The organism is Nocardioides zeae, from assembly GCF_010686755.1.
Classification (GTDB): domain Bacteria; phylum Actinomycetota; class Actinomycetes; order Propionibacteriales; family Nocardioidaceae; genus Nocardioides; species Nocardioides zeae.
Map to the genome: position 1 here is coordinate 126,767 of NZ_JAAGXA010000005.1, position 25,870 is coordinate 152,636.

The 25,870-nt window shown below is 73.7% G+C and carries 28 protein-coding genes and 1 riboswitch; of the genes, 20 read left to right on the top strand and 8 right to left on the bottom strand.

Annotated features, from left to right (window positions below):
- Positions 1 to 164 precede the first annotated feature (164 nt).
- Positions 165 to 707, top strand: a complete 543-nt coding sequence (locus tag G3T38_RS08725; RefSeq protein WP_163771905.1) for a histidine phosphatase family protein — start codon at positions 165 to 167, stop codon at positions 705 to 707.
- Between the two features lie 19 nt (positions 708 to 726).
- On the opposite strand, the gene serB is transcribed toward G3T38_RS08725, so the two are convergent.
- A complete protein-coding gene (serB, locus tag G3T38_RS08730) occupies positions 727 to 2,040 on the bottom strand; it encodes a phosphoserine phosphatase SerB (protein WP_163771906.1) in 1,314 nt (437 codons plus the stop codon).
- 66 nt (positions 2,041 to 2,106) lie between these two features.
- Positions 2,107 to 2,838: a hypothetical protein gene (locus G3T38_RS08735; RefSeq protein ID WP_163771907.1), complete on the bottom strand. Its 732-nt coding sequence runs from the start codon at positions 2,836 to 2,838 to the stop codon at positions 2,107 to 2,109.
- Positions 2,839 to 2,890: 52 nt separating this feature from the next.
- On the opposite strand from G3T38_RS08735, the gene G3T38_RS08740 reads away from it, so the two are divergent.
- The gene (locus tag G3T38_RS08740; protein ID WP_163771908.1) at positions 2,891 to 3,688 is read left to right on the top strand and encodes an ABC transporter ATP-binding protein; all 798 of its coding nucleotides are present in this window, start codon (positions 2,891 to 2,893) and stop codon (positions 3,686 to 3,688) included.
- A gap of 6 nt (positions 3,689 to 3,694) precedes the next feature.
- A complete protein-coding gene (locus G3T38_RS08745) occupies positions 3,695 to 4,480 on the top strand; it encodes a sulfite exporter TauE/SafE family protein (protein WP_420846786.1) in 786 nt (261 codons plus the stop codon).
- A gap of 66 nt (positions 4,481 to 4,546) precedes the next feature.
- Here the strand turns inward: G3T38_RS08745 and G3T38_RS08750 are convergent, their stop codons facing one another.
- A complete protein-coding gene (locus tag G3T38_RS08750) occupies positions 4,547 to 5,095 on the bottom strand; it encodes an RDD family protein (RefSeq protein WP_163771909.1) in 549 nt (182 codons plus the stop codon).
- Positions 5,096 to 5,200: 105 nt separating this feature from the next.
- Positions 5,201 to 6,154 carry an alpha/beta hydrolase gene (locus G3T38_RS08755; protein ID WP_163771910.1) on the bottom strand — a complete coding sequence of 318 codons (954 nt, stop codon included), beginning with the start codon at positions 6,152 to 6,154 and terminating at the stop codon, positions 5,201 to 5,203.
- A gap of 56 nt (positions 6,155 to 6,210) precedes the next feature.
- Between G3T38_RS08755 and G3T38_RS22585 the strand changes: the two genes are divergently transcribed.
- The 3 genes from G3T38_RS22585 to G3T38_RS08770 all read left to right on the top strand — a co-directional run bounded on the left by G3T38_RS22585 (position 6,211) and on the right by G3T38_RS08770 (position 9,165).
- A complete protein-coding gene (locus tag G3T38_RS22585; RefSeq protein ID WP_163771911.1) occupies positions 6,211 to 7,308 on the top strand; it encodes a SpoIIE family protein phosphatase in 1,098 nt (365 codons plus the stop codon).
- Between the two features lie 76 nt (positions 7,309 to 7,384).
- The gene (locus G3T38_RS08765) at positions 7,385 to 8,533 is read left to right on the top strand and encodes an LLM class flavin-dependent oxidoreductase (RefSeq protein WP_163771912.1); all 1,149 of its coding nucleotides are present in this window, start codon (positions 7,385 to 7,387) and stop codon (positions 8,531 to 8,533) included.
- Positions 8,530 to 9,165, top strand: coding sequence for a CE1759 family FMN reductase (locus G3T38_RS08770; protein ID WP_163771913.1), 636 nt, complete (start codon positions 8,530 to 8,532; stop codon positions 9,163 to 9,165). Before G3T38_RS08765 ends, G3T38_RS08770 begins: the two co-directional genes overlap by 4 nt.
- Before the next feature lie 73 nt (positions 9,166 to 9,238).
- Here the strand turns inward: G3T38_RS08770 and G3T38_RS08775 are convergent, their stop codons facing one another.
- A complete protein-coding gene (locus G3T38_RS08775) occupies positions 9,239 to 10,201 on the bottom strand; it encodes a type IV toxin-antitoxin system AbiEi family antitoxin domain-containing protein (protein WP_163771914.1) in 963 nt (320 codons plus the stop codon).
- A 216-nt stretch (positions 10,202 to 10,417) separates the two neighbouring features.
- The gene (locus G3T38_RS08780) at positions 10,418 to 10,939 is read right to left on the bottom strand and encodes a YbhB/YbcL family Raf kinase inhibitor-like protein (RefSeq protein ID WP_163771915.1); all 522 of its coding nucleotides are present in this window, start codon (positions 10,937 to 10,939) and stop codon (positions 10,418 to 10,420) included.
- Between the two features lie 50 nt (positions 10,940 to 10,989).
- Between G3T38_RS08780 and cobT the strand changes: the two genes are divergently transcribed.
- From cobT to G3T38_RS08795, 3 genes are read left to right on the top strand one after another with little or no spacing between them, the layout of a single operon-like run.
- Positions 10,990 to 12,063, top strand: a complete 1,074-nt coding sequence (gene cobT / locus G3T38_RS08785) for a nicotinate-nucleotide--dimethylbenzimidazole phosphoribosyltransferase (protein ID WP_163771916.1) — start codon at positions 10,990 to 10,992, stop codon at positions 12,061 to 12,063.
- Complete coding sequence (gene cobA / locus G3T38_RS08790; RefSeq protein WP_163771917.1) at positions 12,063 to 13,367, top strand: uroporphyrinogen-III C-methyltransferase; 1,305 nt, start codon at positions 12,063 to 12,065, stop codon at positions 13,365 to 13,367. The genes cobT and cobA overlap by 1 nt, the downstream gene beginning before the upstream one ends.
- A complete protein-coding gene (locus G3T38_RS08795; protein WP_163771918.1) occupies positions 13,367 to 14,170 on the top strand; it encodes a TrmH family RNA methyltransferase in 804 nt (267 codons plus the stop codon). Before cobA ends, G3T38_RS08795 begins: the two co-directional genes overlap by 1 nt.
- A 21-nt stretch (positions 14,171 to 14,191) precedes the next feature.
- On the opposite strand, the gene G3T38_RS08800 is transcribed toward G3T38_RS08795, so the two are convergent.
- Both G3T38_RS08800 and G3T38_RS08805 read right to left on the bottom strand, forming a co-directional pair.
- Complete coding sequence (locus tag G3T38_RS08800) at positions 14,192 to 15,520, bottom strand: DUF1501 domain-containing protein (RefSeq protein WP_163771919.1); 1,329 nt, start codon at positions 15,518 to 15,520, stop codon at positions 14,192 to 14,194.
- A 23-nt stretch (positions 15,521 to 15,543) separates the two neighbouring features.
- The gene (locus tag G3T38_RS08805; RefSeq protein ID WP_163771920.1) at positions 15,544 to 17,025 is read right to left on the bottom strand and encodes a DUF1800 family protein; all 1,482 of its coding nucleotides are present in this window, start codon (positions 17,023 to 17,025) and stop codon (positions 15,544 to 15,546) included.
- Positions 17,026 to 17,328: 303 nt separating this feature from the next.
- Here G3T38_RS08805 and G3T38_RS08810 point away from each other — a divergent pair, with 303 nt between their 5' ends.
- The 11 genes from G3T38_RS08810 (at position 17,329) to G3T38_RS08860 (ending at position 25,632) form a co-directional block, all read left to right on the top strand.
- A complete protein-coding gene (locus G3T38_RS08810) occupies positions 17,329 to 18,744 on the top strand; it encodes a CNNM domain-containing protein (protein WP_163771921.1) in 1,416 nt (471 codons plus the stop codon).
- A complete protein-coding gene (locus tag G3T38_RS08815; protein ID WP_163771922.1) occupies positions 18,741 to 19,793 on the top strand; it encodes a CNNM domain-containing protein in 1,053 nt (350 codons plus the stop codon). The genes G3T38_RS08810 and G3T38_RS08815 overlap by 4 nt, the downstream gene beginning before the upstream one ends.
- An 80-nt stretch (positions 19,794 to 19,873) precedes the next feature.
- On the top strand, positions 19,874 to 20,503 hold the full coding sequence (clsA, locus tag G3T38_RS08820) for a cardiolipin synthase ClsA (RefSeq protein WP_163771923.1): 630 nt from the start codon (positions 19,874 to 19,876) through the stop codon (positions 20,501 to 20,503).
- Positions 20,500 to 21,384, top strand: coding sequence for a DUF881 domain-containing protein (locus G3T38_RS22590; RefSeq protein WP_163771924.1), 885 nt, complete (start codon positions 20,500 to 20,502; stop codon positions 21,382 to 21,384). The genes clsA and G3T38_RS22590 overlap by 4 nt, the downstream gene beginning before the upstream one ends.
- Positions 21,381 to 21,713 carry a small basic family protein gene (locus G3T38_RS08830; protein ID WP_163771925.1) on the top strand — a complete coding sequence of 111 codons (333 nt, stop codon included), beginning with the start codon at positions 21,381 to 21,383 and terminating at the stop codon, positions 21,711 to 21,713. Before G3T38_RS22590 ends, G3T38_RS08830 begins: the two co-directional genes overlap by 4 nt.
- Positions 21,706 to 22,482 carry a DUF881 domain-containing protein gene (locus G3T38_RS08835; protein WP_163771926.1) on the top strand — a complete coding sequence of 259 codons (777 nt, stop codon included), beginning with the start codon at positions 21,706 to 21,708 and terminating at the stop codon, positions 22,480 to 22,482. The genes G3T38_RS08830 and G3T38_RS08835 overlap by 8 nt, the downstream gene beginning before the upstream one ends.
- 46 nt (positions 22,483 to 22,528) lie before the next feature.
- The gene (gcvH, locus tag G3T38_RS08840; RefSeq protein WP_163771927.1) at positions 22,529 to 22,909 is read left to right on the top strand and encodes a glycine cleavage system protein GcvH; all 381 of its coding nucleotides are present in this window, start codon (positions 22,529 to 22,531) and stop codon (positions 22,907 to 22,909) included.
- Between the two features lie 325 nt (positions 22,910 to 23,234).
- Positions 23,235 to 23,552, top strand: coding sequence for an FHA domain-containing protein (locus tag G3T38_RS22920; protein ID WP_460786288.1), 318 nt, complete (start codon positions 23,235 to 23,237; stop codon positions 23,550 to 23,552).
- Positions 23,553 to 23,554: 2 nt separating this feature from the next.
- A complete protein-coding gene (gene ftsR / locus G3T38_RS08850; RefSeq protein WP_163771929.1) occupies positions 23,555 to 24,304 on the top strand; it encodes a transcriptional regulator FtsR in 750 nt (249 codons plus the stop codon).
- Between the two features lie 51 nt (positions 24,305 to 24,355).
- Positions 24,356 to 24,823, top strand: a complete 468-nt coding sequence (locus G3T38_RS08855) for a bifunctional nuclease domain-containing protein (protein ID WP_163771930.1) — start codon at positions 24,356 to 24,358, stop codon at positions 24,821 to 24,823.
- Between the two features lie 200 nt (positions 24,824 to 25,023).
- The gene (locus G3T38_RS08860) at positions 25,024 to 25,632 is read left to right on the top strand and encodes a MerR family transcriptional regulator (RefSeq protein ID WP_163771931.1); all 609 of its coding nucleotides are present in this window, start codon (positions 25,024 to 25,026) and stop codon (positions 25,630 to 25,632) included.
- A gap of 134 nt (positions 25,633 to 25,766) precedes the next feature.
- Positions 25,767 to 25,864: riboswitch (glycine riboswitch) on the top strand.
- The last annotated feature ends 6 nt before the right edge of the window (positions 25,865 to 25,870 follow it).

Here is a 25,870-nt window from a genome sequence, read left to right on the forward strand (position 1 = left end):
AGTGCAGCCCCTCCCTCCCAGTCGGGGCTGCCGGCATGGTGCCCCGGGAGGCTGAGCCTCCCTCCCATGAGAGCGGGATCAGCGTAGCCCATCGCGCCACTCGTGCGGCCCCGATCGGTGGGTTGGCCGGACACGGGCTCCGCCGCGGTGGGACATTGGTCCTCGTGACCGACCCGGATCCCCTGGCGGCCCCCGCGGCCGTCCGTCGTCTCGTCGTGCTGCGCCACGGCACCGCCGTCGGCGCCGCCGCGAGCGACCACGAGCGCGACCTGACCGAGCAGGGGCGCGCAGAGGCCGCGGGCGTGGGCCGGTGGCTGCGGGCGGAGGGCCACCTGCCCGACGCCGCCCTCGTGTCGGACGCGCGTCGCACGCGCCGTACGTGGGAGGAGGTCGCCGCCGCCGGCGACCTGCTCGACGTCCCCGTCGAGCACGCGCCCGCGCTCTACAGCGCCGGGCCGGAGTCGGCCCTCGACCTCGTGCGGGCGACCGACACGGGCGTGGGCACCCTGCTCGTCGTCGGCCACAACCCCACGGTGGCCTCGCTCGCCCACCTGCTCCACGACGGACGCGGTAGCGAGCGCGCGGCGCTCCGCATGGCCCAGGGCTACCCGCCCGCGGCGGTCACCGTGCTCGCGGTGCCGGTGGCGTGGCGCGACCTCGCCTGGGGTCTCGCCCGCCTCGTCGACTTCCGGCCGCCGCGCCCCTGACCGGCCGGTACGCCGCTGCTCAGCCCGCGACGGGGGCGGGGGTCACGAGTCCGGCGGCCGCGTCGGCGGCCTCGACGTCCTCGCGGGAGATGCCGAGCAGGTAGATGATCGTGTCGAGGTAGGGCACGTTGACGGCCACCTCGGCGGCCTCGCGCACGGCCGGCTTCGCGTTGAACGCGATGCCGAGGCCCGCGACCCCCAGCATGTCGAGGTCGTTGGCACCGTCGCCGACGGCGATGACGGACTCGACGGGGATGCCCACCTCGGCGGCGAACTGGCGCAGCGCCGTCGCCTTGCCCGCGCGGTCGACGACCGGCCCCACGATGCGGCCGGTGAGCCGCCCGTCGACGATCTCGAGCTCGTTCGCGCGCGCGAAGTCGATGCCCAGGTCGGCGGCCAGGCGGTCGGTGATCTGGCTGAAGCCGCCCGAGACGATGGCGAACCGGTAGCCGAGCCGCTTGAGGGTGCGCACCATCGTGCGGGCGCCGGGGGCCAGGCGGATGCTCGCGTAGACCTCGTCGAGCGCGGTCGCCTCGACTCCCTCGAGGCGCGCCACGCGCTGGCGGAGCGACTCCTCGAAGTCGATCTCGCCGCGCATCGCGGCCTCGGTGACCGCGGCGACCTCGTCCTCGCAGCCGGCGTGGGCCGCCAGCATCTCGATGACCTCGCCCTGGATGAGGGTCGAGTCCACGTCCATCACGATGAGCCGCATGCTGCGCCGCAGCAGGTTCGCCGGCTGCACCGCGACGTCGACGCCCTGCCGGGCGGCCTCGGCGGCGAGGGAGAGCCGGAGCCGCTCGGGATCGGCCCCCGACACGTGGAGGTCGATCGCGGTCACGGGGTAGCGCGCCATGCGCTCGATGCGGTCGATGTTGGCGCCCGCGTCGGCGATGCGGCCGGTGATCTCGGCCAGCGCCTCGGCGCGCAGCGGCGCGCCGATCACGGAGACGTGCACCCGGCCGGCGCCGCGGCTGTGGTTGTCGCCGGTGCCCTGCTCGACCTCGACCTGCATGCCGACCGCGGTGGCGGCCCGGGTGACGTCGTCCCGCAGGCGGTCGACGTCGGCCGGGGCGTCGGGCGCCGTCACCAGCAGGCCCAGCACGAGGCGACCGCGCAGCACGATCTGCTCGACGTCGAGCACGTCCACACCCGCCTGCGCCAGCACGCCGAGCATCGACGTGGTGACGCCGGGACGGTCCTTGCCCGTGAGCGTGAGGAGGAGGGTCCGCTCCGCACCGGGAGCGCCGGCGGGGTACGCCGCACCGTGCGGTGCGGGGTGGGCGGGACCGCCGTCCGTCGGACGGGGCTGGCTGGGGTCGGCGGGAGCGCTCATCGGAGGCGAGGCTACCGCTCGTCGGCGTCCGGCACGCGCCCAGCGTCGGCGGGGCGCGGGCGGGGGTCAGGCGGGCGGCCAGACCTCGGGCGACGCGGCGGCGGTGAGCGCGTGGCGGGCGGCACGGGCCAGCCCGTGGACCGCGTCCCGCCGGGCGTCGATCTCCAGCGCGGTGACGGCGGCGCCGTCGCTGCGACCGGCGAGCGCCGCGACACGCTGCAGGCGCAGCGCACGCCCCGCCAGGTCGACGCAGCGGGCGGGAACGCCGTGCGGCGCCTCCAGGTCGCTGCCCACCCGACGCAGGTCGAGGAGCTCGTCGGCGACCTCCGGCTGCCAGCGCGCCACGTCGAGCCGGGCGAGCCGGTCGGCGGTGTCGACCAGCGCGGCCCGCAACCCGCGGTCCGCGTCGCCCACGTCGGGCAGCGGACGTCGTCCGACCGCGTGAGCGGTCCACTCGACCGCCGCGCCGACGCCGGCCGGCGTCCAGCCCACCCCGACGGCGGTCGCCAGGACCGCCTCGCCGGCGTCGAGCGCGGCGGCGTTGAACGCGGCCGGACCACCCAGCCCGACGAGGTCCCCGGCGACGGGGAACGCGGCGCCGATCTCCTGCGCCCCCGCGCTGCGCAGGAGCCCCAGCGCCTCGAGCAGGCTGGTCGACGGGCCCCCGGGTGCCGGGGCCACGACGTGACGGACCGCATGCTCGCCGAGGGCGTCGAGGAGGTCGTCGGCCGCGACGTGCCCGCGCAGCCAGGCGGTGCCCCACCACGCGAGGGTGAGGGAGACGGGCTGGGATTCCACGGGGCGAGGGTACGGCGCGGGCCCGGCGCCCGACCTCGATAGGGTGCCGGGCATGACCGCTGTGCTCGAGCTCGCCGACGTCACGGTCCGACGGGGGGACGCGGTCCTGCTCGACCGGGTCACCTGGGTGGTCTCCGAGGGGGAACGCTGGGTGCTGCTCGGGCCCAACGGCGCCGGGAAGACCACGCTCCTCCAGATCGCCGCCGCCCAGCTGCACCCCACCTCGGGGGCGGTCGGCCTGCTCGGCGAGCTCCTCGGCACCGTGGACGTCTTCGAGCTCCGCCCCCGGATCGGCGTGGCCAGCGCGGCCGTCGCCGAGCGCATCCCGCGGGGGGAGACCGTGCGCGACCTGGTGCTCACCGCGGCGTACGCGGTGGTCGGGCGCTGGAACGAGACCTACGACGAGCCCGACCACGCGCGCGCCGACGCGCTGCTGCGCGAGATGAGCGTCGAGCACCTCGCCGACCGCACCTTCGGCACCCTCAGCGAGGGCGAGCGCAAGCGCGTGCAGATCGCGCGCTCGCTCATGACCGACCCCGAGCTCCTGCTGCTCGACGAGCCGGGTGCGGGGCTCGACCTCGGCGGGCGCGAGGACCTCGTCAGCACGCTGTCGGTGCTCGCCTACGACCCGGACTCGCCCGCGACGGTGCTGGTGTCCCACCACGTCGAGGAGATCCCGCCGGGGTTCACCCACGCCCTCCTGCTCCGCGAGGGCCGCGTCACGGCGGCGGGGCCGATCGCGGAGACGCTCACCGAGGCCAACCTCTCGGCCACGTTCGACACCCCCCTCACCGTCCGCCTCGAGGACGGTCGCTGGTCCGCGCGCCGCCGGTCGCGCCGGCAGGCCTGAGCACCGGTGAGCGGCTTCGACCCGTCCCTGGCGGAGATGGCGGCGATCCTCGTCGCCGGCGGCGCCGCCGGCGCCATCAACACCGTCGTCGGCTCGGGCACGCTGGTGACCTTCCCGACCCTCCTCGCCTTCGGCGTGCCCCCGATCGTCGCGAACGCCTCGAACACCATCGGTCTCGTGCCGGGATCGCTGTCGGGCGCGTGGGGCTACCGTCGCGAGCTGGCGGGCCAGCGCGCGCGGATCCTGCGGTTCGCCAGCGCGTCCGTGCTCGGTGGTGTCATCGGAGCGGTCCTGCTCTTCGCGCTGCCGGACGGCGCGTTCGCCGCCATCGTGCCGGCGCTCATCGTGCTCGGCCTCGTGCTGGTCGTCACCGGACCGCGGATCTCCGCAGCCATCGCGCGGCGTCGCGAGGCGCGCGGGCTGGGGGAGCGGCCCGAGCACGGGCCTGCGTGGCTGTGGCCGGTCGTCGCGCTCTGCGGGGTGTACGGCGGCTACTTCGGCGCGGCGCAGGGCATCATCATGATGGCCTTCCTCGGGATCGGGCTCGACGAGACGCTGCAGCGGCTCAACGCCATGAAGAACCTGCTCGTGGCCCTCGTCAACGGCATCGCGGGCGTGCTGTTCGCGGTGTTCGTCGACGTCGACTGGCTCGTCGTGCTGCTCGTCGGCGTCGGCGCGGTGCTCGGCGCCCAGGTCGGCGCGCGCTACGGCCGGCGGCTGCCCGACGGCGTGCTCCGCGGGATCATCGTGGTCGTCGGCGTCGTCGCGCTCGGCGTGTTCCTGGCGGGCTGACGCCCGACGCACGAGGGGCCCCTGCCGGTGTGCGGCAGGGGCCCCTCGTCGTGGTGGGTGCTCGGGTCAGCCGAGCTTCATCACGTAGGTCTCGTTCGCCAGCTTGTCGTGGAAGCCCTGGCGGAGCTGCGTGTCCTTGCTGATGGTCACGGCGACGAAGATGTACGCCGCGATCTGCAGCAGGCTGCCAAGGAAGCTGAGGCCCGGGAGCGGCACGAGGGCCAGCAGCCCGAAGGCGTAGAAGAAGTTGCGCTTCAGCGACTGCTCGACGGTCACGGGTGCACCGGCCGGGCCGACCACCTTGAGCTTCATCGCCATCTTGCCGAGGGTCTGGCCCGACGTGGTCTCGAAGAAGACGTAGTAGCCGAAGGAGATGAGGAGGCCCAGGATCGCGCCGATCGCGGTGACCGCGTAGTTCGCCTCGCCGCCGGAGCCGATGAGGATCGCTGCGAGCACGATGCCGATGACGAAGCTGACGATCGTCAGCAGGATGCCGTCGATGAGGCGTGCCAGGAAGCGGTCCATCAGCTCGGCCGGGCGGGGCTGGGGCGCGCCGTACGCGCCGGGCTGGGGCGCGCCGTACCCACCGGGCGGCGGGGGCTGGTTGTAGCTCACGGGGTGTCTCCTTCGGTGGGGTGTGTGCTGCGGTGGCCACCACCGTATCGGCGGGAGCGCTGCGCCGCGCGCACCCGACCACCGTCGGGGCGCGTCACACGCCCCTCAGTCCTCGTCGATGCGGCTCCGCAGCCAGCGACCCAGCTCGTCGTAGGCGTGCGCGCGGGCCGGCGGGCGCGACAGGATCACGTCGTGGACCGCGCCCGGCACGGTCACCAACGTGAGGTGCCGCGCCCCCACGTAGGGCGACCACCGCCGGATCTGCTCGACGTCGAGCACGATGTCGCTGGTGAACACGTCCTCGTCCATGTCGGCGGGCGCCGTGGTGCGGTCCGAGGAGAGCACGAGCACCGGCACGCCGACCGCCAGGCCGCGGTGGAGGCGCGCGTGGGCGCGGCGCACGGCGCGGAGCCAGCCGAGCTGCACCGGCACCGACTCGAGCGGCTTCCACCGCAGGTCGTAGTCGAACTCGCCCCCGTGGTCGCGGTGCAGGCTACGCCCGTAGAGCCCGCTGACGTTGCGGGGGAGCACGCGGCGGGGGAACCGCGCGCCGAGCACGTCGATGACCGCGGTGCCGACGGTGCGCGCGAGCAGGGACCCGCGCAGGTCGAACCAGGGCGCATTGAGGACCAGTCCGACCAGGCCCCGCGGGCTGCGGCCGTGGGCCCACAGCGCGACGACCAGCCCGCCGGTGCTGTGGCCGGAGAGGACGACCCGTTCGTGGCCGTCCCGCTCGGTGATCCGCTGCCAGGCGGCGTCGAGCTCCTCGTCGTACGCCGCGAGGTCGTCGACGTAGGTGGGGGTCTGGTGGGGGAGGAGCGACCGGCCGTACTTCCGCAGGTCGACCGCGTAGACGTCGTACCCCTGCTCCGCCCACCACGTGCCGTACTCCGTGTGGAAGAAGTAGTCGCAGAACCCGTGCACGTGGAGCACGGCCCCCCGCGACGGGCCGACGGCGGGGCGGTGGACGAGGGTGGCGACGACCTCGCCCTCGTCGTCGGGGCGGAGCGGGATCGTCTCGGCCGTGTACGGGGCTCCGAGGACGTCGGGCTGGCTCATGGGGCCATCTCACCATCCGGCACTGACGGGCGGTGCGCAGGCCGTACGCTTCGGCGGTGAGCACCACCACGCGGCTGCGCTCGGGCGCCGCGGCCTACCTCGCCGACCGCGTCGGACGGTGGCGCACGGGGTCCGCGAGCGGGCAGCGGTGGGTGCTCGACCTCCTCGTGGTCGGGGTCGTCGTGTGCTTCGGCGTGTCCGTCTGGGACTACGGCGTCATGCCGGTCACCGTCTACCTCGTCTGGCTCATCGTCGGCATGATGCTGCTGCGCTTCTGGCCCCTCGCGGTGTTCGCGGCCGTGTGCGCGGTGCTGGGGTTCACGGCCGTGCTCGTGGCCGGCGAGCTCACGGCGCCCCGGATCTCGGCGCTCGTCGCCCTGCTCATCGCCTCGGCGCTCGTGCTGGCCCACGCCCGCCGTCAGCGCACGGGCCTGCCCACGGTCGTCAGCGAGGCGATGCTGGTCGACCTGCGCGACCGGCTGCAGTCGCAGAGCGTGGTGCCGCCGCTGCCCGCCGGGTGGTCGGCCGAGTCGGCGAACCGCCCGGCCTACGGGGTCGCGTACGCCGGCGACTTCCTCGTCGCGGACACGACGGGCGACGGCCGTCACCTCGAGATGATCCTCGTCGACGTCTGCGGCAAGGGCGTGGGCGCGGGCACGCAGGCGCTGCAGCTCGCGGGGGCGCTCGGCGGGCTCCTCGGGGCGCTGCCGCCGGTCGCGCTCATGGGTGCCGCCAACGACTTCCTCCTGCGCCGCGGTGACGACGACTCGTTCGCCACCGCCGTGCACGTCCGGCTCGACCTCGAGACGGGCGCCTACGGCATCGTCAGCGCGGGGCACCCGCCCGCGCTGCGGTACGACGAGGGTGCGGCGCGGTGGCTCGTGGACAACGCCCGCGGCACGGCGCTGGGGATCGTCGCGCGTCCGGAGCTCGTGGAGAGCCGCGGCACGCTCCACCCGGGCGAGGCGCTCCTCTTCTACACCGACGGCGTCGTCGAGTCGCGGGACGCCGACCTCGACGCCGGCATCGCCTGGCTCCAGGCCACGGCCGCCCGCGAGGTGGCCGGCGGCTTCCAGGGCGCCGCGGGGCGGATCATCGCGCAGGTGCGCCGCGGCGACGACGACCGTGCCGTGCTCCTGGTGGCGCGGGACTGATCCGGGAACAAAGCTGGAGCGCACCCGGTTGACGTGATAGTTTCACTTTCAACTACACGAGGAGCGAGTGATCGACATGCAGATCGGCATCTTCAGCGTCGGCGACGTGACGGCGGACCCGACGACGGGCCGCACCCCGAGCGAGCACGAGCGCATCAAGGCGACCGTCGCGATCGCGCGGAAGGCCGAGGAGGTCGGCCTGGACGTGTTCGCGACGGGGGAGCACCACAACCCGCCGTTCATCTCCTCCAACCCCACGGCGACGCTCGCCTACATCGGGGCCCAGACGGAGCGGCTGATCCTCTCCACGGCCACGACCCTCATCACGACGACGGACCCGGTGCTCATCGCGGAGGACTACGCGAAGATCCAGCACCTCACCGACGGTCGGGTGGACCTGATGATGGGCCGCGGCAACACCGGTCCCGTCTACCCCTGGTTCGGCAAGGACATCCGCAAGGGCATCGAGCTCGCGATCGAGAACTACGCGCTGCTGCGTCGCCTGTGGCGTGAGGACGTCGTCGACTGGCAGGGCAAGCACCGCACGCCGCTGCAGGGCTACACCTCGACGCCGCGCCCGCTCGACGGCGTCGCGCCCTTCGTGTGGCACGGCTCGATCCGCAGCCCCGAGATCGCCGAGCAGGCGGCCTACTACGGCGACGGCTTCTTCCACAACCACATCTTCTGGCCGGCCTCGCACACGCGGCAGATGGTGGCGCTCTACCGGCGCCGGTTCGAGCACTACGGCCACGGCACGGCGGACGAGGCCATCGTCGGCCTGGGCGGGCAGTTCTTCATGCGGAGGAGCAGCCAGGACGCGGTGCGCGAGTTCCGGCCCTACTTCGACAACGCGCCCGTCTACGGGCACGGCCCGTCGCTCGAGGACTTCACCTCGCAGACGCCGCTGACCGTCGGCTCGCCGCAGCAGGTGCTCGAGCGGACGCTGTCGTTCCGTGACTACGCCGGGCACTACCAGCGGCAGCTGTTCCTCGTCGACCACGCCGGCCTGCCGCTGAAGACGGTGCTCGAGCAGCTCGACCTGCTGGGCGAGATCCTGCCGGAGATGCGGAAGGGCTTCGCCGAGGGCCGCCCGGCCCACGTCCCCGACGCGCCGACGCACGCCTCGCTCGTCGCCGCCGCCGGCGGGGCGCGCGACACGACGGTGCACGCCACCGACGACGTCACCGGCGCCCGTGCCGAGGACGCCGTGGAGGTGGGGGCGTGACCCGCCGGATCGCCGTGGTGACGGCGGGCCTCTCCCAGCCGTCCACCACCCGGCTGCTGGCCGACCAGCTCGCCGACGCGGCGGTGGCGGCGCTCGACGCTGCGGGCGAGGACGTCTCGGTGGACGTCGTCGAGCTGCGTGACGTCGCCCACGCGCTCACCGACCACCTGCTGACGGGCTTCGCCACGGGCGGGCTCGCCGAGGCCATCGGCGACGTCGCGCGGGCCGACGCCCTCATCGTGGTCACGCCGGTCTTCAGCGCGTCGTACTCCGGTCTGTTCAAGACCTTCTTCGACGTGCTGGAGCCGGAGACCCTCGCGGGCAAGCCGGTGCTGCTCGCCGCGACCGCCGGCACCGCACGGCACTCGCTCGTGATCGAGCATGCGCTGCGGCCGCTGTTCGCCTACCTGCGGGCCGTCACCGTGCCCACCGGGGTGTTCGCCGCCACCGAGGACTTCGGCGGCGACAGCCAGCTCGCGGCCCGGGTGCACCGCGCAGCGGGCGAGCTCGCGGTGCTGGTCGCGGGGGCTCCGACGGTCGCCCCGCGGCGCGCGACGGCGCTGCCCGCCGCCGACGAGGAGTTCGGCGACGTCGTGCCCTTCGAGGCGCTGCTGCGCGGCGAGGGGCTCTGAAGGTCGAGGCCCTGGTCCGCCACTTTCCCCGGTCGACCGGGGAAGGTGGCGCTTTGACCATCGATGTTGATGGTCAAAGCGACACCTTGGGTGCGCCCATCGGTAGCCCGAGCGCTCGCCGCGTGCGCACGACGAGCCGATCCTGGTCGTCGAGGTCGTGCCACACGTACCTGACGAACCCGCAGTCAAGGAGCTCTCGCACTCGATCCTCGCGCACCTTCTCGCGCACGACGGCGTCCGCCGCGCTCTCACCGGGCCGCAGCAACCGGGTGTACGTGACGGCGCCGTCGAACTCGCCCGCCACACCGTGCTCGGGCCACCAGAGATCGAGCACCGCGACCAGCTCAGATCCGTCGTACACGGGATGTTGACGGACCGGTGCGGGGATGCCGCCGCGCCAGAGTCTGTAGAAGAGCCGGCTCTCGCCGACGGATCCCGCCAGCGGGCTCGCCAGGCTCGCTGCAACGGCTGTGTGCAGCGTTCCCGGCCAGTTGCGCGCGTGGGTGACCATCGCGTCGAGCTCCCCGACCGTCATGCGCCCCTCCCGGAGGAGGCTGTCCATCACGACCAGCGAGCGCTCGGTGTCCGGGATCGTGGACAGCTCGACGGCCGCTCGCGCGGGTACGACGGTGGGCACACCCCCGATGTCCACGACGTGCTCCTCCGGCAGGACGGCACGGTGGTGGGCCAGCCCTGACTCACGCCGCTCGGAGCGACGCCGCGGATGCGTGAGGTGGACCGTCGACAGATCGAGGCCCCAGTGGCCATCGGTGTGGAGGACCACCGCCGACGTGTGGGACGCGACGTGACCTACATCGGCCCGCTCGAGGGCCGAGCTGAGCCGGGCCCGGTGCCGGTCCACCTCCGAGCGCTCCCTCCAGGTGCTGGCCACCGCGTAGGTGCCGTGACGGATGGCGACGATCTCGCCAGCACGGCGGGCGCGGTAGAAGGCCGACGTCGTGTAGCCCGCGGCGAGGGCGTCGCGCGTGAGGAAGTAGCCCTGCGCTCGGTCGAGGTCTCGGAGTCGTGGATGCATGGCCGCGTCGTTCCCGCTCCGCGGTCCGCTCCAGCGGCGACGTGCCGACCGGTGGATGGCGCGGTTCCCTTCGGCACCTGGGGACGACGAACGGGCCGCCGCGGCGTACCGCGCGTCGCTTGAAACAACAACACGCCGCTTTGACCATCAACGTTGATGGTCAAAGCGGCGTGTTCCCCGGTCGACCGGGGAAAGTGCCGGCCCGAGACGACCCCCTCAGTGCTGGTACGTCCCGTGGAGGATGGCGCGGCCGAGGGTCTTGAACGCGAGGTTGAACGACACCACCGCGGGGCTCGCGGACTCGTCGACGCCGAGCGTCTCCTCGCCCACGGCGTGCACCACGAAGAAGTACCGGTGCACCTGGTCGCCCTCCGGCGGGGCGGCGCCCATGAAGCCGTGCTCGCCGCCGTCGTTGCGCACGTGGAAGGCGCCCGCGGGCAGGTCGGCGGCGGCCGCGCCCGTGTCGAGCGACGTCACCGAGGCCGGCAGGTCGACGAGGACCCAGTGCCAGAAGCCGCTGGGCGTGGGCGCGTCGGGGTCGAAGCAGGTGACGACGTAGGACTTCGTGCCCTCCGGCGCTCCGCTCCAGCTCAGCTGGGGCGAGGTGTTGCCGAGGGCGGCGACCTGGTCGTCCTTCAGCGGCGCACCGTCGGTGACGTCGGTGCTCGTGACCGTGAACGACGGGACGGCGGGCAGCAGGGTGTAGGGGTCCGGGCTCACCGGGCGATCGAGGCTCATGCCTCGACCCTAGGAGGTCGAGGGAAGCCCGGGCAGGGGAGAATGCCCGCGTGCCGACCCTCGACGAGACGCTCGCCCGCATCGCCCCGCCCGACACCGCCGCCCGCGCGGCGGCCCTCGAGCGGCAGGCCCAGCTGACGAAGCCCGCCGGGGCCCTCGGCGTGCTGGAGGACGTCTCGGTGCAGCTGGCCGGCATCGCGGGCACCTGCCCGCCCCCGGCCCCCGAGCGGCCGGTGGTGGCGGTCTTCGCGGGCGACCACGGCGTGCTGGCGCAGGGGGTCTCGCCCTGGCCCGCCGAGGTGACCCTCGGCATGGTGGAGAACTTCCGGGCCGGCGGCGCGGCCGTCAACGTGCTCGCCCGCGCCTGCGGCGCGGAGGTCGTGGTGGTCGACGTCGGCGTGGCCGCTCCCGTCGCCGCGGACGACGTGGTCTGGGACCGCAACGTACGGCGCGGCACGGCCGACCTGCGCACCGAGGCCGCGATGACCCGTGACGAGGCGCTGGCCGCGCTCCAGGTCGGCATCGACGTCGCGACCGAGCTCGTCGCGCGCGGCCACGACCTCCTGCTCACCGGCGACATGGGCATCGGCAACACCACCCCGGCGGCCTGCCTGGTCGCCGCCTTCACGGGCGCCGACCCCGCCGCGGTGACGGGCCGCGGCACCGGCGTCGACGATGCCACCCTCGCGCTCAAGACCCGGGTGGTGGCGGAGGCCGTGCGTCGGCTGGGCGCCCCCGTGGCCGACCCCGCCACCGACCCGGTCGCGACCCTCGCCGCGGTCGGCGGCCTGGAGCACGCGGCGCTCGCGGGCTTCGTCCTCGGTGGCGCCGCGGCCGGGGTGCCCGTGCTGCTCGACGGCTTCATCGCCGGCTCGGCCGCGCTCGTCGCGCACGCCCTCGCGCCCGCGGTCACGGGCTACCTGCTCGCCGGCCACCGTTCCGCCGAGTTCGGCCACCTCGCCGCCCTCTCGCACCTCGGCCTGCGTCCCCTCGTCGACCTCGACCTGCGTCTCGGTGAGGGCAGCGGCGCGGCCCTCGCCTTCCCGCTCGTGCGCAGCGCCGCGCTCGTGCTGTCCGAGATGGCCACCTTCGACTCCGCGGGCGTGGCCCGCAAGGAGGTCTGATGAGCACCGAGCCCGACCGCCCCACCCACGCCCGCAGCGCGGCCAACCCCGACGCCGACCGGTTGGACGAGCTGGCCGAGCACCCGCCGTACCCCGTCGGACTGCGCCTCACCGGCCGCCGCGTCGTGGTGGTCGGGGGCGGCCACGTGGCCCAGCGCCGCGTGGCGGGGCTCATCGCCGCCGGCGCCGACGTGCTCGTGGTCTCGCCCGTCCTGACCCCGGCGCTCGAGGGGATGCTCGCGGAGATCACCTGGCGCGAGGGCCGCTTCGAGCCGGCCGACCTGGACGGGGCGTGGTACGCGCTGGCCACCACCGACGACGCGAGCGTCAACCACGCGGTCGTGCAGGCGGCCGACGAGCGTCGCATCTTCTGCGTGCGGGCGGACGACGCCCGCGAGGCCTCGGCGTGGACACCGGCCACCGGGCGCCACGGCGGCGTGACCGTCGCCGTGCTCGGCAACCGGGAGCCGCGGCGCTCTGCGGCGCTGCGCGACGCGATCGTCGGCGCCCTCGTCGACGGTCGGATCAGCACCGGCGCCACCGACCACCGCCCCGGCGTGGTGCTCGTCGGCGGGGGTCCCGGCGACCCCGGCCTCGTCACCGTCGCCGCCCGCCAGGCGCTCGCCTCGGCCGACGTGGTCGTCGCCGACCGCCTCGCGCCGCGCGAGCTGCTCGACGAGCTGGCGCCCCACGTCGAGCTGGTGGACGTGGCCAAGCTGCCCCGCGGCCGGGCCGCCAGCCAGGAGGCCATCAACGACGTCATCGTCGCGCGGGCCCGCGAGGGCAAGCGGGTGGTGCGCTTCAAGGGCGGCGACAACTTCGTCTTCGGTCGCGGCTACGAGGAGATCCAGGCCTGCGAGGCCGCCGGCGTCCCGGTGACGATCATCCCGGGGCTGTCGTCGTCCATCTCCGTGCCCGGCGTCGCCGGCATCCCCGTCACCCACCGCGGCGTGGCCCACGAGTTCACCGTCATCTCGGGACACATCCCGCCCGGTCACCCCGACTCCCTCGTCGCCTGGGACGCGCTCGCGCGGCTCCGGGGCACGCTCGTGCTGCTCATGGCCGTGGCCAACGCCGGCGCGATCGCCGCGGCGCTCGTCGAGGGCGGTCGCCCCGCCGACACCCCGGTCGCCGTCGTCGCCGAGGGCACCATGCCCGAGCAGCGCACCGTGCTCAGCACCCTCGCCACCCTCGCCGACGACATCGCGGCCTCCGGCGTGCGGCCGCCGGCGATCATCGTCGTGGGCGAGGTGGTGGCGGTCGCCAACCCGGGCCACTACGGCGTGCGCGCTCCCACCGGCTGATGGCGACCTTCGTCGAGGTCGAGCGGGCCGACGACCCGCGCCTCGGGGACTACCGCGACCTGCGCGACGTCACCCTCCGCAAGCACGTCGAGGCCGAGCACGGGCTGTTCCTCGCCGAGGGGGAGAAGGTGGTGCGGCGCGCGGTCGAGGCGGGCTACACGCCTCGCTCCTTCCTCATGGCGCCCCGCTGGCTGGACGGTCTCGCGGACGTGCTCGCCACGACCGACGCGCCCTGCTTCGTGCTCTCCGAGCGGCTGGCCGAGGAGGTCACGGGCTTCCACGTGCACCGGGGCGCGCTCGCGTCGCTGGAGCGCCGTCCGCTGCCCTCCCTCGACGACGTGCTCGCGGGCGCCCGGTCGGTGCTCGTGCTGGAGGAGATCGTCGACCACACCAACGTCGGCGCGGTGCTCCGCAGCGGCGCCGCCCTCGGCTTCGACGCGGTGCTCCTCGCCCCGCGGTGCGCCGACCCGCTCTACCGCCGGGCGGTCAAGGTCGCCATGGGCGCCGTCTTCTCGCTCCCGTGGACCCGTCTGCCGGACTGGTACGACGCCCTGCCCGGGCTCGCGTCGTACGGGTTCACCACCGTCGCGCTGACCCTCGCCGACGACGCCGTCGACCTCGAGGACGCCGTGCGCGGCGTCGACAAGATCGCTCTCGTGCTCGGCTCGGAGGGCCACGGCATCTCGCCGCGCTGGCAGGAGACCGCCGACCGGCGCGCGATCATCCCCATGCACCGCGGCATCGACTCGCTCAACGTCGCCGCGGCGAGCGCGGTCGCCTGCTACGTCGCGTCGCGACGCTGACGGTACGCCGCGGCGACCCCCTCAGAGCACCCCGATGCGCGTGGGGGAGAAGCCCGGGAAGACCTCCGCGGTGCTGGCCCCGAAGCGCTTGGAGACCACCTCGGCGAGCACGCTGCGGTAGTCGGTCGTCACCAGCAGGTCGGCGTCCGCCGTGTTGGTGAGCCCCGGCCACGAGCCGTAGTAGCGCCCGCCCTTGACGCCCGCGCCGGCCAGGAACATGACGTTGCCGTAGCCGTGGTCGAGCCCGTAGTTGGCGTTCTCCCGCACACGGCGGCCGAACTCGCTGAGCGCGACGAGGGTGACCTTGTCGCCCAGCGTGCCCAGGTCCTTGAAGAAGGCCGCGAGGTTGGTGGCGAGGTCCTTCACGTTGCCCCGCATGGCGCCCCAGGACAGGGTCCCGAGGTCGCTGTGCATGTCCCACTCGCCCTGGTCGACCGTGATGACGCTGGTGCCGATCTGCCCGCGGACGATCCGCGTGGCGTAGGAGAGCGCCTTGCCCAGGCTCGAGCTCGTGTAGACGGCGCCGTTCGCGGGGGCCGAGGCACCCGTGCGCACGGGCGCGAAGTCGTCGATGGCGGCCAACGCGTCGCGCACGCTCGGGGCGAGCGGCGCGGACGACCCGCCCCACAGCGTCTGGATGGACGTCCGGCGCCCGCCGAAGGTGTCCCACTGGTCGGCACCGGCCAGCTGCACCGAGCCCGGGTCGCGCATCGCGAGCACCGGCTCGGCGCCGTACAACGAGGTCGGCACGACGCCGTCGCCCACGGCCACGCCGTGCAGCGGACCGTCGGACCCGACGACCTCGTCGCGGCCGAGCAGACGGTTGAGCCAGCCCTCCCGGGCCGCGCTGCCCGGCGCCGCGTCCTCGACCTCCTCCATCGCCGAGAAGTGCGACCGGTTGGGCGCGGGCAGGCCGGTCGCGTGGACCGCGGCGACCTTCCCGGCCGTCCAGAGCGGCAGGAGCGGCGCGAACTCGGGGTGGAGACCGAACATCCCGTCCTTCGCCAGCAACGTCGACGCGGCGATGGCGATGCCCGGGCGCGCCTGGTAGTAGACCGGGTCCGCGTGGGGCACCACGAGCGACAGGCCGTCCGCCGCACCGCGGAGCGACAGCACGACCAGGACGTTGCCGTTGGGCGCCGCCGCGCTGGACCCGAGCGCCGGGGCCGCGCTGACGACGGCGTCGCCGAACGTCGCGCTGAAGGCGGCCAGGGCGCCCACGCCGAGGCCGCCGCGCAGCAGCCCCCGGCGGGTCGGGCTCGGTCCGCGCGGGGACAGGCGGGCGAACTCGGCGCAGCAGTCGGGGGAAGAGGACGGGGAGGCGGACGGGGAAGCAGGGGTGGCGGTCATGGGGGCTCCGAGGGCCGGCGAGGTCATCGCGTGAGGTGCTGCGGGGAGTCGAGCAGGCTGCTGAGCAGGCGGTGGAACTCCCACTTCACGAGGGCGTGGTCCGCCGTGATCCGGGTCGTCGGCGCGTAGTTCGTGACCTCGCAGCACGCCTGCAGCAGCGCGGCCGTGGAGGGCACGCCGAGCATGCGCACGCAGAGGTGGTCGACGAGCTGGGCGAGGGTCAGGCTCGCCTGGGGGAGCCACTGGGCGGGGGACTGGTAGGCGATGTCCTTCACCGGCCACCACCGTCCGGCGGCGCTCCAGTGGAACGAGAACGACGCGAGCGCGCGCGACGTCGAGCTCCAGGCGCTGTTGACCAGCGGAGGACCGTCGGGTCGGCCCCACTCGAAGGGACGCTGGCCGAGGTTGGAGGCGATCCACAGGATCTGCGTCGCCGCGGCCTCCGTGCTGGTCGGCTTCGCGAAGGTCGCCCCGAGGGCGCGGTACGTCGCGACGACGTCCGCGCCGGGGTCCCGCATCTTCGTGCCCCGCGCGGCGCGGAACTCGGGGCGCACGGCGAGCGCCCGGAGCACGGCGGGGATGCTCGTGCCGCTCGCCAGGTAGACCTGTGCGAGGTGCTCGACGAGTGCCGTCGACGGCTCGTCCTGCACGAAGCGGGTCGCGAGCTTGCGGCAGATGCGGCGCGCGGTCGCCGGGTGACGGGCCAGGTAGTCGAGGTACGCCGCCGTGACCACGCGACCGTCGGGGTCGCTGTTCGCGTGGGAGAACCCCATGACGCGCACGGGGCCCGTGGAGTGGTCCGCGGGCCGGTACGACGCGTCCCACGTCCGCCACACGTCGACGCGGTAGCCCGTGAGGATGCGCGCCGACTCCTTGACGTCCGCCTCCGTGTACTCCCCGCGTCCCACGGTGTGGAGCTCGAGCAGCTCACGGCCCAGGTTCTCGTTCGGCTTGCTCTTGGTGGAGACCGCGTTGTCGAGGAACAGCCCCATGGCCGGGTGGGTGATCGTGGCCTTGAGCAGGTCCGCGAAGTTGCCGAGGGCGTGCTGGCGGATCGCCTGCCCGTACGGCACGCGGTAGACGAAGTGGGAGTCGCCGTTCACGGGCACGTGGAAGTGGCCCTCCCAGAACTCCGTCATGAGCTCGTGCACCTGCCGCTTGCTGGTGATGCGCCGCAGCATCAGCCAGCTGCCGTAGTAGGCCATCACCTCCCAGCCACCCTCGACCTCCTCCACCTGGCGCTGCCACAGGTCGGCGGCGGTGCGGGCCAGGGACGGCCACCACCCCCACGTGGCGTCCGCCGCGGCGTCCGGGATCGTGCTCGGCTGCAGCTGCTGGCGGAACCAGGCGGCCGTGCCCCCGGCCGTGAGGACGTCCCGCGCCAGGGCGGGGGTGTAGCCGTAGGACCAGCGGCTCACGAAGTGGCGCTGCTCGGCGTCGAGGGGCGCACCCGCGCCGTACCGGGTCGGGGTGGCGGACGCGCGGGCGGTGGTGGCGGGGGACACGGGTGCCTCCAGGCGGCCTGCGAGCGGGACCCGAGTGGTTCGCTCCGTGAGCACGTCATCGGCGGCGACGCGGGCGCCTTGAGGAAAACCGGAGGAAAGTCCGCGTGCGCCTGGCACGCGGACGACGGGGCGGAGGCGCGGAGGAGGGCGGGCGACTCCGGTACCTTGATGCCCTGGCCCGCGGCGCGACGCCGCCCGGGCACGGCACCACACCCCGATCGCGAAGGACGGTTCGACCCCACCGATGGACGCAGCGCAAAGTCCGACGCCCCCTGACCTCGACCACGTCGGGGGGCGACAGCGGTGACCGAGTGGGTCCTGTTGGCCGTGTCGTTGCTGCTCGTGGTGGCCTGCGGGCTCTTCGTGGCGGCCGAGTTCTCGTTCGTCACGGTCGATCGCGGTCAGGTCGAGCGCGCCGTCGCCGAGGAGGAGGCGGGCGCGGCCGGTGTGCAGCGGGCGCTGCGGCAGCTCTCCACCCAGCTGTCCGGCGCCCAGGTGGGCATCACGGTCACCAACCTGGCGGTGGGGTTCCTCGCCGAGCCCGCGATCGCCGCGCTGCTGCGCGGCCCGCTGGGAGCAGCCGGTGTCCCCGACGGCGCGCTCACCCCGGTGTCGGTGACGCTCGGCCTGGTGATCGGCACCGCCCTGACGATGGTGTTCGGCGAGCTCGTGCCGAAGAACCTGGCGATCGCGCTCCCGCTGCGCACCGCCAAGGCGACCCAGGGGTTCATGCGGGCCTTCACCGCCGTCATGGCCGGTCCGATCCGCGTGCTCAACGGCTCCGCGAACTCGGCGGTGCGCCGCCTCGGCCTCGAGCCGCAGGAGGAGCTCCGCTCCGCGCGGTCCTCCCGTGAGCTGGCCTCCCTCATCGCCCGCTCGGCCGACCAGGGCACGCTCGACGCCGACACCGCCGAGCTGATGGGTCGCTCGGTCGAGTTCGGCGAGCGCACGGCGGGCGAGATCATGACCCCCCGGGTGCGCACCGACAGCCTGGAGCAGACCGAGCGCGCCAGCGCCGTGATCGCCCTCGCCCGCGCCACGGGCCACTCCCGCTTCCCCGTGCTCGACGCGGACGAGAACGTCGTCGGTGCCGTGCACGTCAAGCACGCCGTGGGCCTCCCCGTGCACGAGCGCCCCACCACCCGCATCCGGAGCATCATGGCGCCGGCGCGGTTCGTGCCCGAGACGCTGCCCCTCGACCCGCTGCTCGCGCTGCTGCGGCGGGACGGGTTCCAGATGGCCGTCGTGGTCGACGAGTACGGCGGGCAGGCGGGCATCGTCACGCTGGAGGACGTCGTCGAGGAGATCGTCGGCGACATCGCCGACGAGCACGACCGCCTCGGTGCGCGGGCCCGGCAGCGCCGCGACGGCACCTGGTCCCTGTCGGGGCTGCTGCGCCCCGACGAGGTGGAGGACGTGACCGGCATCGAGCTCCCCGAGCACGAGGACTACGACACGGTCGCCGGCCTCGTCGTGCGGCAGGTCGGCCGCATCCCCGTGACGGGCGACGTCGCGGAGGTGCCGGTCCCCGGCCCTGCGGGCGACGACGACGAGCAGCCGCGCGAGCGGCTCGCCGTGCTCACGGTGGAGCACATGGACGGCCTGCGCGTCGACCGCGTCGGCCTGCGGCTGCTCGACGACGAGCCCGTCGCGGACGCGGGGGAGCACGAGGTCCGCGGCATCGCGGAGACCCGCACCTTCCGGAAGGAGCAGCCGTGAACGACTACGTCGCGGTCGGGGTGGCCGTGCTGCTGCTGGCCCTCAACTTCTTCTTCGTGGGCGCGGAGTTCGCGCTCGTCGCGGCGCGCCGCAGCCAGATCGAGCCGATCGCGCAGGGCGGGTCGCGCTGGGCCAAGGTGACCCTCCGCGCGATGGAGCAGGTCTCCGTCATGATGGCGGGCGCCCAGCTCGGCATCACGATCTGCTCCGTCGGTCTCGGCGCCGTGGGCGAGCCCGCGGTCGCCCACCTGCTGGAGCCCGTGTTCGAGGCGGTCGGGGTGCCGGACGGCCTCGTCTACCCGATCTCCTTCGCCATCGCACTGTCCCTGGTGGTCTACCTGCACGTGGTGCTCGGCGAGATGATCCCGAAGAACATCGCCCTCGCGTCCCCCGAGCGCGCGGCCGTCGTGCTCGGGCCGCCGCTCATGGTCGTCGTCTTCGTGCTGAAGCCCGTCATCATCGCGCTGAACGCGGTCGCCAACACGACCCTGCGCCTGCTCCGGGTGGAGCCCAAGGACGAGGTCTCGTCCACCTTCACCCGTGAGGAGGTGGCGGCGCTCGTCGAGGAGTCGCGCGGGGAGGGCCTGATCGAGGCGGGGGAGTACGACCGGCTCGCCGGTGCCCTCGGCTTCACCGAGAAGCGGGTGGACGCGGTGATCATGCCGCTCGGCTCCCTCGCCACCGTGCCACGCGGCGCGACGGTGGCCGACGTCGAGGACCTGTGCGCCTCCACGGGCTTCAGCCGCTTCCCGGTGCGCGACGGCGACGACCTCGTGGGCTACCTCCACATCAAGGACGTGCTCGAGACCGACGAGGAGCGCCGTGGCCGCGTCGTGGACGACAAGTGGATCCGGCCGCTCGCGGGCGTCCGTGCCACCGACCTGCTCCACGACGCGCTCGAGGTGCTGCAGCGCAAGGGCGCGCACATGTCGCGCGTCGTCGACGACGAGGGTCGGGTGCTCGGTCTCGCGACCCTCGAGGACGTGCTCGAGGAGCTCGTGGGCGAGATCCGCGACGCCGCCCACGCGGACGAGCCGGCAGTGGGCTGAGCGGTGGCGGAGCGGGCGGACACGGGCGGCCGACCGCCCGGTCCGCTCACCGGGCGACGGCGGTGGTTAAGGTGCCGTTCGTGGCAGACGAGGTGACCCGCGACGCGAGGGTGTGGACGATCCCCAACGTCCTGTCGGGTCTCCGGCTGCTCGGCGTGCCCCTGTTCCTCTGGCTGGTCCTCGGCCCGGAGGAGGACGAGCTCGCCCTCCTCGTGCTCGTGGTCTCGGGCATCACGGACTTCCTCGACGGCTACCTCGCCCGCCGCCTCGACCAGCGCTCGTCGATCGGCGAGATCCTCGACCCCGTCGCGGACCGTCTCTACATCCTCGCGGTCATCATCGGCCTGGGCCTCCGTGACGTCATCCCGTGGTGGGTGGTCGTGATCCTCCCGCTCCGCGACGCCCTCCTGTGGGGTCTCGTGCCCTTCCTCCGCACCCGCGGCTACAGCGCCCTGCCCGTGCACTTCCTCGGCAAGGCCGCGACGTTCAACCTGCTCTACGCCTTCCCCCTGCTCCTCCTCGGCGAGGGCGACGGGGTCGTGGCGACGCTCGCCCTGGTCTTCGGGTGGGCCTTCGCGGTGTGGGGCATCGGCCTGTACTGGTGGGCCGGTCTCCTCTACGCCTGGCAGGTACGCCGCCTGCTCGCCACCACCGAGCCGGTGCCGCGCGCGAGGCGCGGGTCCCGGTCCGCGGCGGACGGTCCGCGGTGAGCGACCGGTCGCCGGTCACCCTCCCGCTGCTGGACCGGGTGGTCCAGCAGGCGCTGGAGGGCGACTACGCGCACGTCGCGGCGAAGCGGGCGCGGTCCGGTAGCTCCCCGGCGCCCCGGGAGCGGAAGGTCGGCCGCACGGCCGCCGTGGTCGTCGGGGTGTTCGGGCTGCTCGTCGCCACCGCCGCCGTGCAGACGGAGCGCCAGGCCTCGACCGACGAGACGTCGCGTGCCGAGCTCGTCCACCGGGCCAACGACGGTCGCGACCGGCTCGCCGACCTGCAGGACCGGATCGCGGACCTCACGCAGGAGACCACCGACCTGCAGACCACCTACGACCGCACCCTGGAGCAGGAGAACGCGGTGACCTCGGAGGTCGACGTCCTGCGGCTCGCCACCGGCTACAGCGCCGTCACCGGTCCCGGGGTCCGGTTCGTCATCGACGACGGGGAGGACGGCGGGGAGAGCGTCGTCATGGCGCGCGACCTCCGCCAGCTGGTCACCGGGCTCTGGGAGGTGGGCGCGGAGGCCATCTCCGTCAACGGGCTGCGCCTGACGGCCCTCTCCTCGATCACGACCTCCGGCACGGCCATCACGGTCAACCAGCGCTCGCTCGCCCCGCCGTACGTCGTCTCGGCCATCGGCGACACGCGGTCGCTGCAGGCGGACTTCGCCGACACGGTCTACGGTCAGACCTTCTTCGCCGTGGTGTCACGCTTCGGCCTGCAGGTCCAGATCGACAACGTGGAGGCCCTCGAGCTGCCGGCGGGCAGCACGCCGGTGCTCCGCAACGCCCTGCCCCTCGGCGCCGAGGCGCCGACGCTCTCCAGCCCGACCACCCCGACCAGCTCGTCCGGTCGCTCCCCGGAGGACACCCCATGATCGCCGCCCTCGGCCTGCTCGTCGGCATCGTGCTCGGGATCGTGCTCGAGCCCGAGGTGCCGCTCGCGCTGCAGCCCTACCTCCCGATCGCCGTCGTCGCCGCGCTCGACGCGGTCTTCGGCGGCCTGCGCGCCTACCTCGACGGGATCTTCGACGACAAGGTGTTCGTCGTCTCGTTCGTCAGCAACGTGGTCATCGCCGCGGTGATCGTCTACCTGGGCGACCGCCTCGGCGTCGGGGGCCAGCTGTCGACCGGCGTCATCGTCGTCCTCGGCATCCGCATCTTCTCCAACATGGCCGCGATCCGCCGGCACGTCTTCCATGCCTGAGCCGACGCCGGAGCAGGAGCGCGCCGAGGCGCCCACCGAGCGGGAGGTGCCCCCCGGGGTGGCGCGCCTGCGGGACGCGCTCACCCGCCCGTCGCGCAGCCAGGTCGTGGTGGCGGTGCTGCTGGCGGTCGTCGGCTTCGCGGGCATCGTGCAGGTGCGGACCACCGCGGAGGACGACACCTACTCGGGATACCGCGAGCAGGACCTGATCGACCTGCTGACCGGCCTCGCGGGCACCACGCAGCGGGCGGAGACCGAGATCGCCCGCCTCGAGGACATCCGCGACGACCTGCGCTCCTCGACCACGGCCCGCAGCGCGGCCATCGAGGAGGCGCGGCGCGAGGCCCGTGCCCTCGAGGTGCTCGCCGGCACCGTCCCCGTCGGCGGTCCGGGCATCCGCGTCACCATCGAGGAGGACCGCGGCACGATCCGCGCCTCGGCGATCGTCGACATGGTGCAGGAGCTCCGCTCCGCCGGCGCCGAGGCGATCGAGATCAACGACCAGGTGCGCCTCGTCGCCGGGTCGTGGGCGATCCAGGACGGCGACGGCATCGAGGTGGACGGGGTGCCGCTGCGCCCGCCGTACGTGGTCGAGGCGATCGGCACCGCGACCACGCTCGACGGGGCGATGTCCTTCCCCGACGGGCCGACGCAGACCTTCGAGCGCGACGCCGCGGCGACCGTCGAGGTCGACGAGGTCGACCAGCTCGAGATCGCGTCGACCGTGCCCGACGTCGCCGAGCCGCAGTTCGCCCGCCGCTCCGATTGACCTAGGGTCGGTCACGACCGCAGCCGTTCGACGCGAGGAGCGCCGTGTGTACCCCGACGACCTGAAGTACACCGCCGAGCACGAGTGGGTCCGCACCGGCGACGGCCCGGCCGTGCGGGTGGGCGTGACCCACTACGCCCAGGACGAGCTGGGCGGCATCGTCTACGTCACGCTGCCCGAGGTGGGCGAGACGGTCACGGCCGGGACGCCCTGCGGCGAGCTCGAGTCCCACAAGTCGGTGAGCGAGATCTACGCGCCCGTCACCGGCGAGGTGGTGGCGGTCAACGGGGCCCTCGACGCCACACCGGAGGTCGTCAACGCGGACCCGTACGGCGACGGTTGGCTGTTCGAGGTCGTGCCGGCCGACCCGACCGCGGTCGACGGGCTGCTCGACGCCGCGGCGTACCAGGCCGACCTCCCGGGCTGACGCCCGGACCAGCCGCCCGCCGACCTGCCCTTTCGGCTTGATCGGACAGGCGTGACTGATAGGTTCTCACCACCCGACACCCTCAGCCGCGTGCTGAGGGTTCGTGCCATCGACGAAGGACGCTCAGGAGGCCATCACCATGCCGTTCTGCACAGCCTGCGGTAGGCAGAACCCGGACGATGCGCGGTTCTGCTCCCAGTGCGGCACCAAGATGGTGACCTCGGCGCCGAGCGCGGTGTCGGACGCGACGGCGACGATCTCGATCCCGTCGTCGTCGGCCACGGAGAGCTCCGACCGTGCGCTCAACGCGGTCGACGCCGCCGCCGTGGACGCCCTGCCGCCGGGGCACGCACTGCTCGTCGTCCAGCGGGGTCCCGGCGCGGGCAGCCGGTTCCTGCTCGACACCGACCTGGTGTCCGCCGGTCGCCACCCGGACAGCGAGATCTTCCTCGACGACGTGACCGTCTCCCGGCGGCACGCGGACTTCCGCCGCGACGGCGGGGTGTTCACGGTCAGCGACGTCGGCAGCCTCAACGGCACCTACGTGAACCGCGACCGCATCGACGAGGTCACGCTGAAGGACGGCGACGAGGTGCAGATCGGCAAGTACCGGCTCGTCTTCTTCTCGGGCTCGCCGGTCTGAGCATGGCGGCACCCGGCCCGGCCCCGCGCCGGAGCGAGGACGCAGCAACGGGGCGTCTCACCATCGGGCAGGTCCTCGACCTGCTCCGTCCGGACTTCCCGGGGATCACCATCCCCAAGATCCGGTTCCTCGAGGACAAGGGGCTCATCAAGCCCGAGCGCACCTCGGCGGGCTACCGCAAGTTCTCGGCGCACGACGTGGAGCGGCTGCGGTACGTGCTGGTGATGCAGCGCGACCACTACCTGCCGCTCAAGGTGATCGGCGAGCACCTCGACGCCATCGACCGCGGCCTGGAGCCGCCGCCGCTGGAGGGACTGCAGCCGCAGGTGCCCAAGGTGGCGCTCGCCGCCGACGGTCTCCCGGGCCCGGAGGAGTTCCGCCGGCGCACGTCGATGCGCCTCACCCGCCGCGAGCTGATCGAGGTCGCCCGCATCGACGACGCGTTCCTGGCCGTGCTCGAGCAGTTCGGGCTCGTGCGTGCCGGTGCGTCGGGGCACTACGACGCGGAGGACCTCGTCGTCGCCGACACCGCCCGGGAGCTCGACGCGTTCGGCATCGAGCCGCGTCACCTGCGGGCGTTCCGCGCCGCGGCGGACCGCGAGGCGGGCCTGGTGGAGCAGGTCGTCGCTCCCGTGCGCCGCAGCCGTGACGCCGCCGCCGAGGCGCGGGCGGCCGACACGGCGGCCCAGATCGCCGCGCTCACGGTGCGCCTGCACGCGACGCTGGTCAAGGCCGCCCTGCCCGACCGCTGAGTGCGGCCACCTCGCCGCCACCGGTTCGGTGGTGCGTCTATGGTGGACGTCGTGCGCGAGGTCGATGTCGTCGGAGTCCGGGTGGAGATGCCCTCCAACAGTCCGATCGTGCTGCTGCGCGAGGCGGCGGGGGAGCGGTACCTGCCGATCTGGATCGGTGCCGTGGAGGCCACCGCGATCGCGTTCGCGCAGCAGGGGGTGACCCCGCCGCGCCCCCTGACGCACGACCTGATGAAGGACCTGCTGGAGGCGACCGGCAACGCCCTCGAGGAGGTCCGGATCGTCGAGGTCCGTGACGGCGTGTTCTTCGCGGTCCTCGTGCTCGCGTCGGGCGTCGAGGTCAGCGCCCGCCCGTCCGACTCGATCGCGCTGGCGCTCCGCACCGGCTCGCGCATCGTGTGTGCCGACGACGTGCTCGACGAGGCCGGCCTGGCGGTCCCTGCCGAGCAGGAGGACGAGGTCGAGAAGTTCCGCGAGTTCCTCGACCACGTGACGCCCGAGGACTTCGAGTCGGACTGACGCGGACGGTGCCGCGGGCACGAGTCTGACCCTCAACTTGAGATTGAGGCTTGCGGTCGGCGTGTCGTGCGTTGACCGGGGTCCGGGGCAGGCCTACGTTGGACCCCTTCGCTGTAACTCCACCGTTGTGCTCCGCACGACACCCTTCCCCCACCGGAGTTGCGTTGCGCGGAGGAACCGGAGAAGAGGTCGCAGTGGGCATGAACGACGAGCAGCACTCGCGCGGTGCGGCTGACGACCGCGCGGTCGTCGAGGCGACGGAGGTCGCCGAGGAGCAGGGTCTGCTGTTCACCGACGACGTGTCGCCGCTCCCGAGCGACCAGGGCTACCGCGGCCCCACGGCGTGCAACGCGGCCGGGATCACCTACCGCCAGCTCGACTACTGGGCCCGCACCGGGCTGGTCGAGCCGACCATCCGTGGCGCGAAGGGCTCGGGCTCGCAGCGCCTGTACTCCTTCCGCGACATCCTCATCCTCAAGATCATCAAGCGGCTGCTCGACGCGGGCATCTCGCTGCCGCAGATCCGCACGGCGATCTCGCACCTGCGCGAGCGCGGCACCGACGACCTGACGCGGGTCACGCTGATGAGCGACGGCGCGTCGGTCTACGAGTGCACGACCAACGACGAGGTCATCGACCTGCTCCAGGGTGGCCAGGGCGTGTTCGGCATCGCCATCGGCGGCGTGTGGCGCGAGATCGAGGGCTCGCTGGCCGAGCTGCCGAGCGAGCGCACCGGCGACGACGCCGCCGCGTCGGCACCGACCGCGGTCGACGAGCTCGCCGCGCGTCGCGCCCGCCGCATCGGCTGACGCTCTCCCCGCGCCGTACGGGCGCTCCTCCTCCCCGTAGTCCCTGACGTTTCCGACCACCTGGATCGATCCACCGGTCGGAAACGTCAGGGACTACGTCGTCGTGGCGCGGGTGCTAGGTTGGCGTTCGCTGCTCATCCCGTGCGGGAGAGCCTCCGCGGGTCCGCCCGCGGCGCGCCGAAGGGGCAATTCCTCCCCGGAACCTCTCAGGCACCCGGACCGCACGGGCAGGCGACTC

Bases quoted from the DNA above. Each gene is read 5' to 3' on its own strand.
- serB (WP_163771906.1), bottom strand. From the start codon at position 2,040: ATGAGCGCTCCCGCCGACCCCAGCCAGCCCCGTCCGACGGACGGCGGT.
- G3T38_RS08740 (WP_163771908.1), top strand. From the start codon at position 2,891: ATGACCGCTGTGCTCGAGCTCGCCGACGTCACGGTCCGACGGGGGGAC.
- G3T38_RS08755 (WP_163771910.1), bottom strand. From the start codon at position 6,154: ATGAGCCAGCCCGACGTCCTCGGAGCCCCGTACACGGCCGAGACGATC.
- G3T38_RS08765 (WP_163771912.1), top strand. From the start codon at position 7,385: ATGCAGATCGGCATCTTCAGCGTCGGCGACGTGACGGCGGACCCGACG.
- G3T38_RS08775 (WP_163771914.1), bottom strand. From the start codon at position 10,201: ATGCATCCACGACTCCGAGACCTCGACCGAGCGCAGGGCTACTTCCTC.
- G3T38_RS08780 (WP_163771915.1), bottom strand. From the start codon at position 10,939: ATGAGCCTCGATCGCCCGGTGAGCCCGGACCCCTACACCCTGCTGCCC.
- cobA (WP_163771917.1), top strand. From the start codon at position 12,063: ATGAGCACCGAGCCCGACCGCCCCACCCACGCCCGCAGCGCGGCCAAC.
- G3T38_RS08795 (WP_163771918.1), top strand. From the start codon at position 13,367: ATGGCGACCTTCGTCGAGGTCGAGCGGGCCGACGACCCGCGCCTCGGG.
- G3T38_RS08800 (WP_163771919.1), bottom strand. From the start codon at position 15,520: ATGACCGCCACCCCTGCTTCCCCGTCCGCCTCCCCGTCCTCTTCCCCC.
- G3T38_RS08830 (WP_163771925.1), top strand. From the start codon at position 21,381: ATGATCGCCGCCCTCGGCCTGCTCGTCGGCATCGTGCTCGGGATCGTG.
- G3T38_RS08835 (WP_163771926.1), top strand. From the start codon at position 21,706: ATGCCTGAGCCGACGCCGGAGCAGGAGCGCGCCGAGGCGCCCACCGAG.
- ftsR (WP_163771929.1), top strand. From the start codon at position 23,555: ATGGCGGCACCCGGCCCGGCCCCGCGCCGGAGCGAGGACGCAGCAACG.
- G3T38_RS08860 (WP_163771931.1), top strand. From the start codon at position 25,024: ATGAACGACGAGCAGCACTCGCGCGGTGCGGCTGACGACCGCGCGGTC.